The following is a 15593-nucleotide window of genomic DNA, read 5'->3' as shown; positions in this document are numbered from 1 at the left end:
AATTTTAATTTTGGCAACATCCTATGATTGGAGGACGAGGCTTACATTACTTTACACGGAGTGAGATCATGTATATTTCCGCAAGAGAAAGACAAATACTTGAAATCTTGTTAACTGAATCAGACGAGTTGACCGTGAAAGACCTCGCAGATCAAATTGGAGTGAGCGGCAGGACCGTTCATCGAGATTTAAAGAATATAGAAGATATATTAAAAGAATATGACCTTTCCTTGCTAAAGAAGTCAGGTGTGGGCGTACAAATTACGGGAAGTAAGGATAAAATTGGCGAGCTTGAACTATTTTTATTTAATCTTTTTCATACAGAATATACACCAGATGAAAGACAAACGATCATTTTGTGCGGATTATTGGAATCGGATGGACCGGTCAAGCTTTTAGGTCTAGCCAATGATTTAAATGTGACCATTGCCACGGTAAGTGCTGATTTAACGAAATTAGAAGAAAGGTTACAAACGTTCGGTTTAGCACTAATACGCCGAAGAGGATATGGGGTTGAAATCGAAGGCGATGAAAGTGCGAAAAGAAGAGCGATGAGTAATCTGATTACGGAGTATATCGATGAGTCAGAAATCCTATCATTGGCAAGAGAAACGATTCAAAAGCGGTCCAATCAGCAAATCAATACAATTTCTGAAAGGCTTCTGGGACTAGTAGAAAAGAAAAAGCTGCTGACGGTTGAAAAAATTGTTGAAACCACGATTCAGGATTTACCTTTTAATATGGCTGATAGTGCCTACATCGGGTTGGTCGTTCATTTGGCCTTGGCGGTTGAACGGATCCAAAAAGGTGAAGGGATTAAGATTAACCAGTCTTACCTTAAGGACCATCAATCATCCAAGGAATATAAATTTGCAGAAAAAATTGTCTCCCAACTGGAGCAAGTGTTTCAAATTAAGATTCCAGAGGCAGAAGTGGCGTATATTACTATGCACCTAAAGGGTGCGAAGCTGCGACATGATAATGAATATTTAATCGAGGATTCTAGCCTTCAAGTAGCAATTAAATCAAGGAATTTAATTGAAATGGTCGGGAAACGTGCAGGAATAGACCTTACAGGAAATAGGTCATTATTTGAAGGTTTGGTTGTGCATTTGAAACCAGCCCTCTATCGAATTAAACAAAGGATGGGGATCAGTAATCCATTATTAGATAAAATAAAACGGGATTATGCGGAGTTATTTTCTACGGTCAAACAAGCGGTTGAGCAAGTGTTTCATGAGTTTTATGTCCCTGATGAGGAGATTGGTTATCTCGTTATGCATTTTGGTGCGGCCATCTTAGCGAACAAGGAGATTGTTCAATTAAAAACATTGGTTATTTGCTCAAGTGGCATTGGCACCTCGAAGATGCTGGCTACGAGGTTGCAGCAAGAGTTTCCGGAGCTTAAGGACATTCAAAATGTGTCTGTTATGGAGTTCAAGAGAATGAAAACAGATACCTATCAATTAATTATATCTACAATCCCGATTCCTGATTATCATTCAGATTACATCTTAGTCAGCCCGATCTTAAATAAAGATGAAATTGAGAAAATCCGCTCTTTTATTAATGAACAGATTATTTTTAATGGATCAGAACATAAATTTTCGGTTTCGTTCATGGATAGAGTCCATAAGAAAAAGGCAAGTGTCCTAATCGAAGAAATGAACAGCATTCAGGGCTATGCCCAGACCATCGCGGTGCTCTTAGAAGGATTTGAATTAAGGAATATAAACGACAGCAAAACGGCTGCTGCAATTATTAAGCTTGCTAGTGAAGAATTATTTGCAAACCAAAAGATTGATAATATTGAAGCGGTAGTGGATGCGATTAGTGAAAGGGAAAAACTTGGGGGATTAGGTATTCCAGATACATCCATGGCTCTCTTCCATGCCCGGTCACCATATGTAATCACACCAACATTCACAATATATAGGACTCAACAACCGATTGAAGTGGTTGGAATGGATCAAAAGCAAATGGAAATAAGGTCCATATTATTAATGTTATCACCTCAGGAAACAGCCGAAAGTTCATTAGAAGTCCTAAGTTATCTTAGCTCGTTATTAATTGAAAGTGAAGAAAGTATTGCCCTGTTTCAATCGGATCAGCAGGAAGAAATACTAGCCTATCTAACAGCAAGATTTGATCAATTTTTTACAGAGAAATTAAACAATATAAGGAGTGTTTAACTATGTCAAAAGCAATTTTAGCAAAAGAAAATATTCTATTAAATGCATCAGTGGGGTCAAAGGAAGAAGCAATCAGACTAACAGGAAGCATTCTTGTGGATAAAGGGTATGTAGATGCAGACTATATTGAAAAAATGCTTGAAAGAGAAGAACTAACTTCTACGTATATGGGGAATTTTGTTGCAATCCCACATGGTACCGAGGATTCAAAGGCATTTGTGAAGGATTCAGGTATTTCTTTCATTCAAGTTCCGCAAGGTGTAGACTTTGGGAATGGAAATATCGTCAAGCTGTTAATTGGCATTGCGGGTAAAGACAATGAACATCTTGATATTCTCTCTAGCATTGCGATTGTTTGCTCGGAAGAAGAAAATATTGACAAATTGGTTGCCGCAAAATCCGCCGAAGAAATTTTATCGATTTTTGCAGAGGTGAACTAATATGCTCGCAATTCACTTTGGCGCTGGAAATATAGGCCGTGGCTTTATTGGGAATTTATTATATCACTCCGGATATGAAACGTGTTTTGTTGATGTAAATCGTGAAATTGTCGACTTACTGAATGAAAAGAACGAATACCATGTTGTTCTTGCGGAACCGTCGCAAGAGGAAGTGGTGATCAAGAATGTAAGGGCGATAAATAGTGCGCTTAATCCTGAACAAGTTATTGATGCCATTGCGGAAGCGGATCTTGTCACGACGGCAATCGGTCCTAGTATTTTACCGTTTATTGCGAATTTGGTTGCAGATGGGTTACGGAAGCGGCTCGAACGAACAGATAAGCCGTTAAATATTATTGCGTGTGAAAACATGATTGGCGGTACGTCCTTTTTAAAAGAGAAGATTTACGAAACACTATCGGCGGAAGAAAAATCCCAATTTGATGAGCGCTTCGGATTCCCAGATTCCGCTGTGGACCGGATTGTGCCAAATCAAGTCAATGAAGATAAACTAATGGTTAAGGTTGAGCCCTTTTATGAATGGGTAGTGGAAGAGCCGAAGATAGTTGGAGAGAAGCCGCCCGTTAAGGGAATCATCTATGTTCAAAAATTAGTTCCGTTTATTGAACGTAAATTATTCACGGTTAATACAGGTCATGCCTTAGCGGCGTACTTTGGTTATCATTTTGGCGTAGAGACGATTAATCGTGCAATGGAAAATAGAGAAATCAAAGAGCTAGTGGAAGGTGCCCTAAAAGAAAGCGGAGCGTTTTTAGTTAAAAAATATAGCTTTAATCAAGAAGACCACAATAAATATATTGATAAGATTATAGGGCGTTTCTCTAATGCCTATATTGTGGATGAGGTGACAAGAGTGGGGCGTTCACCAATTCGTAAGCTAGGGCCAAATGATCGTCTCGTTAGCCCTGCAAGACAGTATGCAGAAGTGTTTGGAACTGAACCGACATTTCTTTTGAAGGGGATCGCAGCGGCACTCCTTTATGATGTTCAAAGTGATGAGGAAGCCATTCAAGTTCAATCGACCATCCGCGAACAGGGCTTAGAAACTGCGATTGAAAAGTATACCCAGCTTGATATCACATCCATTTTGTTTAAAGGGATTGTCGAGCAATACCAACAATTAACGGCAGGAAAATAATTTTGGTTAAAACGAACGGTGCCTGACACCATTCGTTTTGATATTTTTATTAATTGGATGATATTTTTATTGACTTTTTATGAAAAGTGTGCTATAATATTTATTTATTGACAATAACTATAATTCTATCATAAAATAAAACTCCTAGCAGACACTGCCAGGAATTTTTTCTGTTTAAAAAATGGGTGTTGAAGGGGGAACTTATTTGGAAACTAGGAAGGAAAGTTTAACGGCATTAGTTAGTTGCTTTGCCAGGGGCTATCATGCTTCCGAAAGCAAAGAGCCGATTTTTAATGACTACATCGCACATTCGCTTTTAAAAGAAGAAGAAAAGCAGTTAATCGCCACCAATTGGGCCAATGCAATTGCCTTCTTTGATCAGGAGAAAAGTGAAACATTGGAGTCGATTGATGAAAAATTGCAGTGGGTGATGAATAACCAGACCATTCCCCAATTAGTCAGTCGGGCAAGATATGCAGAAGATGGCCTTAGGTCTGCGATAGAACGCGGATTTAAACAGTATGTCATCCTCGGTGCCGGATTCGATACCTTTGGGTTACGGCAGGAAAATCTGCCAGAGGATTTTATGATCTATGAAGTTGATCGCCCTGCGACACTAGCTTTTAAGATAAACCGCCTTCAGGAAGCTGGTATCGCTCTTCCTGAGAACGTGAAATTTGTTCCAGTTGATTTTAAAAGTGATTCCCTTCGTGAAGAATTGATGAATAGCGGTTATGATCAACAAAAGTATACTTATTTTAGTTTGCTGGGTGTGGTTATGTACCTGGCTAAAAAGGATTTCTACCAACTTCTAGCTTCTGTAGCGGACATGTCCATAAACGGAAGTTCTTTCACCTTTGATTACCTCGATGATACTGCTTTTCATGAGAAAATGGCCTCAACAAAACTAACCAAAATGAGACAAATTACGGCCCGGACGGGTGAGCCTATCATTACAGGCTTTGACCCGTTTGAACTAGACTTGGAGCTCCAAGACTGCCAGATGTTACTCTATGAAAATCTCTCGCCGGCTAATATTGAGGATATGTATTTTAAGGGACGAGAAGATGGGCTGCATGCCTTTGATCATTTTCATTTTGCTTATCTTGTTGTCAATAAATAAGGGATTGCAAAGCATTGTTCTGTTTTCTGAACGGTGCTTTTTTTGATTTCCAATTGTTCCCGGCCATTTGGTACAATCAAGGAGGAGTATTGGGAAGGGAGTATGGTAATGTTTAAAATTTTTATAATCGAAGATGACCAACAGTTGGTGAGTTTGCTGAAAGAGCATTTACATAAATTCGGTTACGATACAAAGTCTGTTGACAATTTTGAAGCAGTCCGAGCGCAATTTGAGCAATATGAACCGCATCTCGTCCTATTGGATGTGAACTTGCCGAAATTTGATGGCTATTATTGGTGCAGGCAAATCCGCAGCATTTCTACCTGTCCGATTCTCTTTATCTCGGCACGGGACGGGAAAATGGACCAAGTAATGGCTCTTGAAAATGGGGCGGATGATTATATCACGAAACCATTTGACTATGAAATTGTCACGGCGAAAATCAATAGTCAACTGAGAAGGGCATATGGCTCGTATGCTAGTTCGCAAAATGAGCGGACGACTACGGTGGATGGGTTGACCTTGGATGTGGAGCGCTTGAAGCTTATATTACACGAACAGGAAATTGATCTCAGCCATACCGAAGCAAAAATATTAGATGAACTCATGAAAAAAGCAGAGAAGGTCGTCAGTCGTGATCGGCTATTAGAGAAAATCTGGGACGATCAAGCCTTTGTCGATGATAATACTTTAAATGTTTATGTAACTCGTGTTCGGAAAAAATTAGCTGCCATAGATATCGAGGATGCCCTTCAAACGATTCGCGGGCAAGGGTATCGTCTTATTCCAAACTGGGGGCATAAGCCATGAAGCTTTTTTTACGCGAGCAGTTGGCGCTGATTATCTTTTATATCCTTCAGTTGGTGGTAATGACAGCCATTTATTGGCTTGATGGGTTTCATCATTTAGCGATAAGTCTATATGCGGCATTCCTGAGTGGGTGCCTTCTGATAGGGTACCTCTTTTTTCGGTACATAACGAATCGATCATTCTATCAGCGCTTGGAAGAGCCTTTAACCTCAATAGAGGATTTTACGAGCAATGTTCAACAGAGCCCGTTGGCTGAGAGTTTGCAACAGCTTTTGAAAAGTCAATTCCAACATTATAAAAAAGACCTGCATAATTATAAGTACAAGCTGGAGGGGCATATTCAGTTCATCAATCAATGGGTGCATCAAATGAAGACGCCGTTGTCAGTGATTCATTTAATTGTTCAAGATGAGGATGATCCGCGATTCAATGCCATTGGGGATGAACTGGATCGTTTGAAAAAGGGATTGGACATGGTACTGTACACGGCGCGTTTAGATACCTTTGAACGCGATTTTTATGTCGAGACCCTTGATTTGCAAACCGTTGTCCGTTCGGTCACCTCAAGTCAAAAACGGTTATTTATCCGTAAGAAAGTGTTCCCACTGATAAACATGGACGGGGATTTAAGCATCGCATCAGATGAAAAATGGTTATCCTTTGTGATTACGCAGCTCATGACAAATGCGATTCGTTATACAATCGAGGAGAATCGGAAAATTTATTTTAATGGTTACAAGCGTGGCATCAAAATCGTCTTAGAAATTCGCGATGAAGGCGTGGGTATTCCCCAAAGCGATCTCCCTCGCGTATTTAATCCATACTTCACCGGTGAAAACGGCCGTAACTTCCAAGAATCCACCGGAATGGGACTCCACCTCGCCAAACAAATCTGCCAAAAACTCGGCCATCACATCGAAATCGAATCCAACCTAAACCAAGGCACCACCGTACGCATCGTGTTTTAGAAGCGCACTTTTTGGTTGTTCTTTTTTGGTGTCAGGCACCGTTCGTGGACACTTTCCTGTTTTGTCCGCCTGTGGTGGACGCTTTGGCTAACAAACTAACAAAAACCACCGCCAACCAACCAACCCGCCAACCAACCAAAAAACAACCCAACCTTACAATTGTGTAAGTTAGTTGTAAGTTAGTGACATGGCTGGAGGGGCTGGATTCTAGTTACAATGGGGGTACAAATGGAACAGGGAGTGAAAATGGATGTCGATTTTAGAAGTGAGACATTTAGAGAAGATTTATGAAGGAAAAGTTGCTCATAAAGCAATTGAAAATATAAATTTTACGATTGATAAAGGCGAATTCGTCGGGATTATGGGGCCGTCTGGGAGTGGGAAGACAACGCTCTTAAACTTAATTGCTACCATCGATAGACCGACAGCCGGTGAAATTACGATCAACGGGAAAAACCCCCATGTACTAAACAAGAAAGAAACGGCGCTATTTAGACGCCATCAGCTTGGGTTTGTTTTTCAACATTTTAATTTACTCGATACGTTAACAGTGGAGGAAAATATCGTTCTGCCGCTCACCCTAGATGGTGAAAAGGTCAAGGAAATGGATCTGAAGCTCAATCAGGTCGCTAAAAAGTTAGGGATAGACCAGATCTTGAAAAAACGAACCTATGAAATCTCAGGGGGGCAAATGCAGCGAACAGCTATCGCCCGTGCCATCATACACCAACCAGCCCTAATTTTGGCCGATGAGCCCACAGGTAACTTGGATTCAAAATCGGCAAAGGATGTTATGGAAACACTAACAACCATTAACAAGGAAGACGGGGCTACGGCCTTAATGGTCACACATGATGCCGTCGCAGCCAGCTATTGTCACCGTGTTATTTTTATTAAGGATGGACAACTTTATAACGAAATCTACCGCGGCGATAACCGCCAGGCGTTTTTCCAAAAAATTATTGATATGCTAGCATTGTTAGGAGGGGACAGCCGTGACCTTTCCACAGTTCGTCTATAGAAATGTGGTCCGCAATAAACGGACCTACTCCGCTTATTTTTTAAGCAGCGCTTTTTCGGTCTTAATCTTTTTCATATACGCATTGTTTATCTTCCATCCCGATATAAAAAAGGGAGTTACTTCGGCAGTCGCTGTTCAATTAATGACCGCTGCAGAGGTGATTATGTATGTGTTTTCTTTCCTTTTTGTGCTCTATTCCGTCAGCACCTTTTTAAAATCACGGAAACGGGAATTTGGAATCTTAATGATGCATGGTATGACGAGAAACCAATTAAATAGCATGGTGTTTTTGGAAAATATGATTATCGGAATCGGAGCGATTATCGTTGGTATTGTGGCAGGGATGATCACAGGGAAATTATTTTTAATGGTCGGTTCGAAAATGATTGGAATAGAAGCTTTGCCCTTCTATTTATCGGGGAAAGCCCTCCTCCTCACGATTGGTGCCTTTTTAATCCTTTTCTTAAGTATTTCATTATTTACGACCATCCTGGTCAGAGTAAATAAGTTAATTGATTTATTTCAAGCAGGCGAAAAACCGAAAAAAGAACCAAAAGTATCAATCTTGCTATCACTCTTATCTGCGGTATTGCTTAGCGTGAGTTATTATTTAGCTGCAACAGCAACCTTGCTGACATTATTGGTTCGAATCTTGCCGGTAATCGGTATGACTATAATCGGAACTTATTTTTTCTACACGCAACTTTCGGTATGGGTGACGAAAATACTTCAAAAAAATCGCATCCTCTTTTGGAAAAAAACGAATTTGGTTACGATCTCCAGCCTAGCCTACCGTTTAAAGGACAATGCTCGGATGTTTTTCATGGTAACAATTGTTTCGACAGTCGCATTTTGTGCAGTCGGGACTCTTGCTTCAATGAATGTGATGAATAAGCAATTGGACAAAGAATATCCAGCAGAAATCAGTTATTTAGCAAAAGATGATCAGCCCGTTCATCAGCAAAATTTAAGCCAAATCAAAGCGGAATTAAAGGAAAAGAATATCAACTATACCACCAATGAGGTTCCAATTAAATACGTAGCTATTGCCTCTTCAACCGATGCCTATGCGCCTGAGAAAATTCCAGTCGTTTCTTTTTCTGACTATCAAAGAATCGCAAAAGCAGCAGGCTTCGAAATGAGCGAAAAACCGCTTGTTGGTAATGACATCTTAGAATTGCGCACATCTACTTTTAGTAACTTGGAAAAGATTACTTATACCTTAAAACAAGATCAGATAAAACTTCATCAGGACCAAGCGACTAAATACATCGTCATACCGATTCAATTAATCCTTAGTCAAGGCGTCGTGGTCAGTGATGATCTATTTAACAAGCTTACACCAGTAAATACGGAAAAATTCACCGGGTTTTACACGGAGAACCTCGAAGAAACGAAAGGAATGGCAAAGAATCTAGTAAAAGACGGCATGACTATGTTTGCTGAACAAAAACCATACTCGATGACGGTTAGTGGTACTTTATTTGAAAAACAAATGAGCATGTATAAAATGATGCTGTTCGTAGCCTTACTCATAGGGGCAGTCTTCTTCATTGCGGCAGGAAGCTTTTTATACTTCCGGCTTTATGCCGATTTGGATTATGACCGACGCCAATATTTAACGATCACCAAGGTTGGTTTAACTGATCAGGAATTGAACAAGATTGTTACCCAGCAGCTTGCCTTGCTTTTCTTTGTTCCCATTGTTGTGGCCTTTGTGCATAGTGGGTTTGCCTTCATGGCCTTGCAAAGCTTGTACGAATTATCAATTGTAAAAGAAATGGTCATCGTTCTTTCCAGTTTCCTCCTTGCACAAGTTATTTATTTCTTTTTCATTCGGTACCGCTATTTGCGAAACTTGAAAAAGTCGTTAATTTAGTAAAAATGGCAAAGAAAAATGCTCAGAGCAAATAAAGCTCTGAGCATTTTATTTAAATATCGAGGATGGGGCGCTTGCTGTGTTATTTATTTGTAATGGGAAAACAATTTTTACTGTTGTACCTTTATTGATTTCACTTTCATATTCAATCGATCCATTCAATTCACGGATGATTTTGTTCGTAACCATACTGCCTAGCCCTGTTCCCTTCGTTTTTGTTGTATAAAAGGGCAAGCCGATCTGCTTTAACTGTTCGGGCGACATCCCTTTTCCGTTATCCTTGATTCTAATTTCAACCGTATTGTTAAAATGGTCAGCATTTAAATCAATTTTAATGGTTCCCTGAGTGGATATCGATTCGATCCCGTTTTTAATCACATTCATGATGGCTTGCTTTAAATGTGGTTCATCCCCGTATACATAAAGCGGTTCTTTTTTTTCAAAGTCGATGATGACATTAGAATAAGTGGCAAGAGGACGCATTAATTGAACGCAGTCATGAATCACATCATTGATTGAAACCGTTGCAATTTGGAACGGTTCGGGCTTCGCCACTTTTAAATAGTTCGTAATAATACTGTTGGTACGATCTAGTTCTTCCATAATTAAGGCTGAGTATTTTCTGAATTTCAAATCCGTGGTATCTGTACTTAAAAATTGGATAAATCCTCTGATCGTCGCAAGCGGGTTTCTAATTTCGTGTGCGATGGAAGCTGCAAGCTGGCCAATCATCGTCAATTTATCAAGATAAACCATTTCCTCAAATTGCTTATTAATCTTTATCAAGTTTTCAATGACGAAAATCAGGGCGATATTTGTAAAAAACATGGCAATAAAGTAGATGAAATAAAAGGGTGATTTTAAAAAATTGACGCTGAAATAAAGGATTGTAATATAGACAATAAAATAACAAATGATGACCACGGTCCCTGCCGCAAGCTTTGAAGGAGATTTGTGAAAAAATCTCCTGAAAAATAGGGCACTTACGAAGGCCAAAATGGAAACCGTGATGCCGATTATAAGGAATTTTCCGCCAATCAGATAGCGGACAACGCAGACACTTCCTAAAACAATCAGTCCAGGAAGCCAACCGCCATAGAGGGTAAGAACGAGAATGGCACACATCCTTAAATCAAAATGTGTAGCTCCTAACGTTTCAATGGGATAAAACATACAGAAAAGTGCACCAAACGAACCGATTAAACCATAAATCACCTTTTGTTTTAATGAAAAAGGAACTTTCGTTTGAAAGGGGAAAAATAAGTTTGCATTAAATGTAAACGATAATAAGATCGTGATGTTAACTAACAAGGGTTTGATGAGAGTAATCAAGAAACATCCTCCAAAATTAATAAATGATATGCTTCCACATTTATCCTTCCCTGAGAATCGATAAACTTTCCACAGAAAATACAACTTCTATGAATATTACACGATATCAGAAAGGCATGTAACCCACTCATTCTATTAAAGGATTGTTACGGAAAAAATGGAACTGAGTACAAAAAAACTCTTCTCTCTGTAAAAAATAGATAGAAGAGCTTTTTATTATAGCCATCATTTAGTTTCAGCTAGTCGGCTGCGGACATATAATTTACGAAATTTAAGATAGCTTCCAATCCGCCAAACACAGATATATAGAAATGCTAAGACCATCGTCAGAACAGTAAATTCAATGTAATCCATACTCTTAAAATACTGACTTAAAGCGATGCGAATGATAATGATCGTGATGATTACATATTTAAATGTTTTATTTGGTTTTGAATAGATCAACCCATCTGCACGAATCTCATAGGATGTCTGGGTAAGCATAATTACTCCAAACAATGTGCCTAACAGAGCGGCAATCAATATTTCCCAATAGGCTGGCAGATGAAAAGGTTCACCAGGAATATGGAGCAGCTGACTGATACTTAACGAAAACATGACCAACAGAAATAAAACAGGAGTAATGATGCCAAGGCCACCCCTTTTGATGGGATTATTTCTTCCTTTCACTTTGAAAAATAGTACAAAGCCAATTATGACAAGGACAATAACGAGTGTTACGAATATGTTCATCATGATCAATCCCTTTCGGAAAACTTATTACCATGCTTTATTGTATTGTAATCATAAGGGAAAATGACTCCGGACGGTAGTGGGAAAGTTCATGCTTTTAATATGAGAATGTTCATGATTGTATCATTTAACTTCCTGCATGGATTTCTACGGCACGGATTGAAGAGACGGAAGGGAAATGAATCAAAAAGGGGAGAGAGGTTGGATGAAGGACAGTATCTTTGAAGAGAGTAAGAAAAATGTCTTTCATAGACTCGATGAAGGACAGTATCATCGGAGAGAGTAAGAAAAATGTCTTTCATAGGCTCGATGAAGGACAGTATCATCGGAGAGAGTAAGAAGAATGTCTTTCATAGGCTCGATGAAGGACAGTATCTTCCAAGAGAGTAAGAAGAATGTCTTTCATAGGCTCGATGAAGGACAGTATCTTCCAAGAGAGCAAGAAGAATGTCTTTCATAAGCTCGATGAAGGACAGTATCATCGAATAGAATAATCAGAATGTCTTTCATAAGCTCGATGAAGGACAGTATCATCGGAGAGAGTAAGAAAAATGTCTTTCATATGCGCGATGAAGGACAGTATCTTCCAAGAGAGCAAGAAGAATGTCTTTCATAAGCTCGATGAAGGACAGTATCATCGGAGAGAGTAAGAAAAATGTCTTTCATATGCGCGATGAAGGACAGTATCATCGAATAGAGTAAGAAAAATGTCTTTCATAGGCTCGATGAAGGACAGTATCTTTGAAGAGAGTAAGAAGAATGTCTTTCATAGGCTCGATGAAGGACAGTATCTTTGAAGAGAGTAAGAAGAATGTCTTTCATAGGCTCGATGAAGGACAGTATCTTCCAAGAAAGTAATAAGAATGTCTTTCATAGACTCGGTGAAGGACAGTATCATCGGAGAGAGTAAGAAGAATGTCTCTCACAAGGTAGGTGAAGGACACATTCCTCAAGTGAACAGGCAAAATGTCCTTCATAGGGTATTTAAGGATTAAAAGTCCCTACTATAAGTTATTTAGGAGAAGATCTGACAAAGCTACCAATAAAACTAAAATAAATTCTTCTTTCATTCGTAAAAGGCCCACTGATGAACCCCGACAATTTTAAAGTTCTTCTCCAGAATCCTACTGATTCTCTTTTTAGAACCAACCACACAACACCATTCATGTACCAAATTAGTCGTAATTTTCATATCTGGAAAAAGCATCTTTATTTCCTCTACAATCCTCAAAACAGCTGATTCAACCAATTCAACTTGTCCGCATTCCAAGCACCTACAGTTTCTTCCTTCGACTGTAATCGAAAAAGAATCGCAGGCTGAACAAGTAATACCTTTTTTACACTGACTATAATGATAAGTGGGTATCTGAGTATAAGAAGACTTGGTAATATGCAGTGAAACTAATAGTTCTGCTAGCTTTCTGTGCTTGTTATTTAATTTCAATGAGGTGTTGTCAAAATTTTTCATGAAACTATTAATTTGTGTCGGATAAATAATAGGTTTGTTTTTAGGTGATTGATAAGGGGTGAATTCGGGGTTAATAAAAACCACCTTTGGGTCAATGGGGAAATGAAAACCATGTTTAAGGAGTAATTGGTGGAGTAAGGATTCACCTCGTTTTAGTTGGTCGAGAGGATTGAGAATTTCCTTGCTAGACTTCGAGTAAAATTTGTCACCTTCAAAATAATAATCGCCTTTATAATTTTTTACTTCGAAAAAGTGAAGTGTATCCTTTATGATCAGGTATCGATTTGGAACATCGTATTGTTAACCTTCAGTAACAAATCGTTCAGTATATAACAATTGCACTGAAGTTTTTCGGTTAACAAGTCAAACATCACCTCCCCTTCAAACCCCTTTTTAAGGTTTAAAAAGTACTGGTTGTCATTTTCAGGTAAATTCATTCGTGTGTGTAAATAAGACAGAATTTTTAATTCATCTGATTTAATACGTGATTTAAACAGCATATGCCACTTCCTTTCTCCGTGTCTTGCACAAGTTCATTTTATAAAAATTAAGGTGATGTTTAGAGGATAAAAATGTATATTTTGTTAACGTTTAAAAAAGTTCATTATTTAGAAAATTCTTGACACAAATTTATTCCAGATGTTATTATTTTCCTCTGTGACTCAAGATAGATTAGGAGGGGAAAGCGGTTGATTCATGTACAAAATATAAGTAAATCCTTCAAGGTGGCCAAGCGCCAGACAGGCTTTCGCCAGGCGGCAAAGGCTCTTTTTTATCGAGAACATACAATTGTTGATGCGCTTAAGGATCTCTCTTTTTCTATTAATCCAGGAGAAATTGTCGGCTACATCGGCCCGAATGGGGCGGGGAAATCAACCACGATAAAAATCATGAGCGGGATCCTGGTGCCTGAAACCGGGAATTGCTCCATCATGGGCTTCACACCATGGAAGGATCGGGTTCAGTATGTACAAAATATTGGAGTTGTCTTCGGCCAGCGCTCGCAGTTATGGTGGGATGTCCCGGTATTAGATTCGTTCGAACTGTTAAAAGACATTTACAAGGTCCCGCAGCAAGAATATCAAACTACGCTAAATCTACTCATTGAAACACTCGAACTGCAAAACATGATCCATACACCCGTCCGCCAATTAAGTTTAGGGCAGCGGATGCGCTGCGAAATAGCGGCCTCACTCCTACATAATCCCAAAATATTATTTTTAGACGAACCAACCATCGGTCTTGATGCAGCCTCGAAAATAGCGGTCCGCCAGTTCATCAAAACGATTAACAAAGAAAAGGGAGTCACGGTGATCCTCACCACCCACGATATGAATGATATCGAAGCATTGGCCGACAGGGTCATCTTAATCGGAAAAGGGAGCTTATTGTATGACGGCCAGTTAGAGGAATTAAGAAAACAATTTGGTGCCCAGAAAACAATCACAGCTGATTTCCGCAAAAATGCAAGTCCAATCCGGATTCCGCATGCAACCGTGCTTTCGCAGTCACCTGAACGGGTAGTTCTCTGCATTGATACCGAACAGGTGAACACATCCGAGATTATTACCCAATTGTCCAATCAGCTGGAGTTGATAGATGTCTCGATTGAATCGCAGCCAATCGAAGAAATCATCCTCAAACTCTATAAGGAGTACCAAATATGAGGGTGTATCTATCTGTTTTGAAGATGAGGCTGAACATGGGAATGCAATACCGGACTGCGGCTTTGGCGGGGGTAGCCACTCAATTCTTCTGGGGTTTTATCGCGCTAATGGTATTTAAGGCTTTTTACGAACATGCCACCAATAGCCCGGCCATTTCTTTAAAAGAAATAACCACCTACATCTGGCTGCAACAGGCCTTTCTTGTTTTTATAACAATGTGGTTTCGTGATCAGGAGCTTTTTGATCTGATTACAAGTGGAAATATTGCATACGAACTATGCCGGCCATGTGAGCTTTATAGTTTCTGGTATGCTAAGCTACTAGCGCAGCGGCTATCAAGTGCCTTTTTGCGCTGTTTCCCCATTTTAATCATTTCATTCTTTTTACCAAAACCATATAACATGACCATGCCGCCTAGTTTCTCAGCCTTTCTATTATTCTTAAGCTCTTTAATACTAGGATTGCTGCTACTCGTGGCCATTTCGATGTTTTTGTATATTTCTGTGTTTGTGACCTTGTCTCCAATGGGATCATTGTTGGTGTTTAGCGTCCTCGGAGAATTTTTTGCCGGGTTAATCATTCCTGTACCACTCATGCCAGAGTGGCTTCAAAAAATCGCGAATGTCCTGCCCTTTCGATGGACGGCAGATTTTCCGTTCAGGGTGTACTCAGGACATATCCCGCTGCAGGATGCCATGATCGGGATCATCATCCAGTTTTTTTATTTGTTCGGTCTGATTTGGCTGGGGAGAACGGCACTAAACAACGTGTTAAAGAAAGTTGTCGTCCAAGGGGGTTAATC

General features: G+C 39.5%; 13 protein-coding genes. 10 read left to right on the top strand and 3 right to left on the bottom strand.

Going from position 1 to position 15593, the window contains the following annotated elements; all coding sequences use genetic code 11:
• The first annotated feature begins 68 nt into the window (after positions 1-68).
• The 8 genes from KW850_RS26395 to KW850_RS26360 all read left to right on the top strand — a co-directional run bounded on the left by KW850_RS26395 (position 69) and on the right by KW850_RS26360 (position 9592).
• The gene (locus tag KW850_RS26395; RefSeq protein ID WP_218350734.1) at positions 69-2192 is read left to right on the top strand and encodes a BglG family transcription antiterminator; all 2124 of its coding nucleotides are present in this window, start codon (positions 69-71) and stop codon (positions 2190-2192) included.
• A 2-nt stretch (positions 2193-2194) separates the two neighbouring features.
• The gene (locus KW850_RS26390; protein WP_218350733.1) at positions 2195-2632 is read left to right on the top strand and encodes a PTS mannitol transporter subunit IIA; all 438 of its coding nucleotides are present in this window, start codon (positions 2195-2197) and stop codon (positions 2630-2632) included.
• Between the two features lies 1 nt (position 2633).
• On the top strand, positions 2634-3791 hold the full coding sequence (locus KW850_RS26385; RefSeq protein ID WP_218350732.1) for a mannitol-1-phosphate 5-dehydrogenase: 1158 nt from the start codon (positions 2634-2636) through the stop codon (positions 3789-3791).
• Between the two features lie 205 nt (positions 3792-3996).
• Positions 3997-4914, top strand: coding sequence for a class I SAM-dependent methyltransferase (locus KW850_RS26380; RefSeq protein ID WP_218350731.1), 918 nt, complete (start codon positions 3997-3999; stop codon positions 4912-4914).
• A gap of 108 nt (positions 4915-5022) precedes the next feature.
• A complete protein-coding gene (locus tag KW850_RS26375) occupies positions 5023-5724 on the top strand; it encodes a response regulator transcription factor (protein WP_218350730.1) in 702 nt (233 codons plus the stop codon).
• Positions 5721-6692, top strand: a complete 972-nt coding sequence (locus KW850_RS26370; protein WP_218350729.1) for a sensor histidine kinase — start codon at positions 5721-5723, stop codon at positions 6690-6692. Before KW850_RS26375 ends, KW850_RS26370 begins: the two co-directional genes overlap by 4 nt.
• A 250-nt stretch (positions 6693-6942) precedes the next feature.
• On the top strand, positions 6943-7713 hold the full coding sequence (locus tag KW850_RS26365) for an ABC transporter ATP-binding protein (RefSeq protein ID WP_218350728.1): 771 nt from the start codon (positions 6943-6945) through the stop codon (positions 7711-7713).
• The gene (locus tag KW850_RS26360) at positions 7688-9592 is read left to right on the top strand and encodes an ABC transporter permease (protein ID WP_218350727.1); all 1905 of its coding nucleotides are present in this window, start codon (positions 7688-7690) and stop codon (positions 9590-9592) included. The genes KW850_RS26365 and KW850_RS26360 overlap by 26 nt, the downstream gene beginning before the upstream one ends.
• 48 nt (positions 9593-9640) lie before the next feature.
• On the opposite strand, the gene KW850_RS26355 is transcribed toward KW850_RS26360, so the two are convergent.
• The 3 genes from KW850_RS26355 to KW850_RS26345 all read right to left on the bottom strand — a co-directional run bounded on the left by KW850_RS26355 (position 9641) and on the right by KW850_RS26345 (position 13394).
• Positions 9641-10924, bottom strand: coding sequence for an ATP-binding protein (locus tag KW850_RS26355; RefSeq protein WP_218350726.1), 1284 nt, complete (start codon positions 10922-10924; stop codon positions 9641-9643).
• Positions 10925-11149: 225 nt separating this feature from the next.
• Positions 11150-11656: a CcdC protein domain-containing protein gene (locus KW850_RS26350; RefSeq protein WP_218350725.1), complete on the bottom strand. Its 507-nt coding sequence runs from the start codon at positions 11654-11656 to the stop codon at positions 11150-11152.
• Positions 11657-12722: 1066 nt separating this feature from the next.
• On the bottom strand, positions 12723-13394 hold the full coding sequence (locus tag KW850_RS26345; protein WP_308128855.1) for a nuclease-related domain-containing protein: 672 nt from the start codon (positions 13392-13394) through the stop codon (positions 12723-12725).
• A gap of 419 nt (positions 13395-13813) precedes the next feature.
• Between KW850_RS26345 and KW850_RS26340 the strand changes: the two genes are divergently transcribed.
• Together KW850_RS26340 and KW850_RS26335 are read left to right on the top strand one after the other, a co-directional pair.
• Positions 13814-14791, top strand: a complete 978-nt coding sequence (locus tag KW850_RS26340; RefSeq protein WP_218350724.1) for an ABC transporter ATP-binding protein — start codon at positions 13814-13816, stop codon at positions 14789-14791.
• Positions 14788-15591: an ABC transporter permease gene (locus tag KW850_RS26335; protein WP_218350723.1), complete on the top strand. Its 804-nt coding sequence runs from the start codon at positions 14788-14790 to the stop codon at positions 15589-15591. The genes KW850_RS26340 and KW850_RS26335 overlap by 4 nt, the downstream gene beginning before the upstream one ends.
• Positions 15592-15593 lie beyond the last annotated feature (2 nt).

This window comes from Bacillus sp. sid0103, assembly GCF_019219025.1.
Note: the sequence above shows the minus strand (reverse complement) of the source record. Positions and strands in the feature narration are given on the sequence as shown.

Excerpts from the sequence above, each read along its gene's own strand:
- KW850_RS26395 (WP_218350734.1), top strand. The coding sequence starts at position 69 with ATGTATATTTCCGCAAGAGAAAGACAAATACTTGAAATCTTGTTAACT.
- KW850_RS26390 (WP_218350733.1), top strand. The coding sequence starts at position 2,195 with ATGTCAAAAGCAATTTTAGCAAAAGAAAATATTCTATTAAATGCATCA.
- KW850_RS26365 (WP_218350728.1), top strand. The coding sequence starts at position 6,943 with ATGTCGATTTTAGAAGTGAGACATTTAGAGAAGATTTATGAAGGAAAA.
- KW850_RS26375 (WP_218350730.1), top strand. The coding sequence starts at position 5,023 with ATGTTTAAAATTTTTATAATCGAAGATGACCAACAGTTGGTGAGTTTG.
- KW850_RS26335 (WP_218350723.1), top strand. The coding sequence starts at position 14,788 with ATGAGGGTGTATCTATCTGTTTTGAAGATGAGGCTGAACATGGGAATG.
- KW850_RS26350 (WP_218350725.1), bottom strand. The coding sequence starts at position 11,656 with ATGAACATATTCGTAACACTCGTTATTGTCCTTGTCATAATTGGCTTT.
- KW850_RS26370 (WP_218350729.1), top strand. The coding sequence starts at position 5,721 with ATGAAGCTTTTTTTACGCGAGCAGTTGGCGCTGATTATCTTTTATATC.
- KW850_RS26385 (WP_218350732.1), top strand. The coding sequence starts at position 2,634 with ATGCTCGCAATTCACTTTGGCGCTGGAAATATAGGCCGTGGCTTTATT.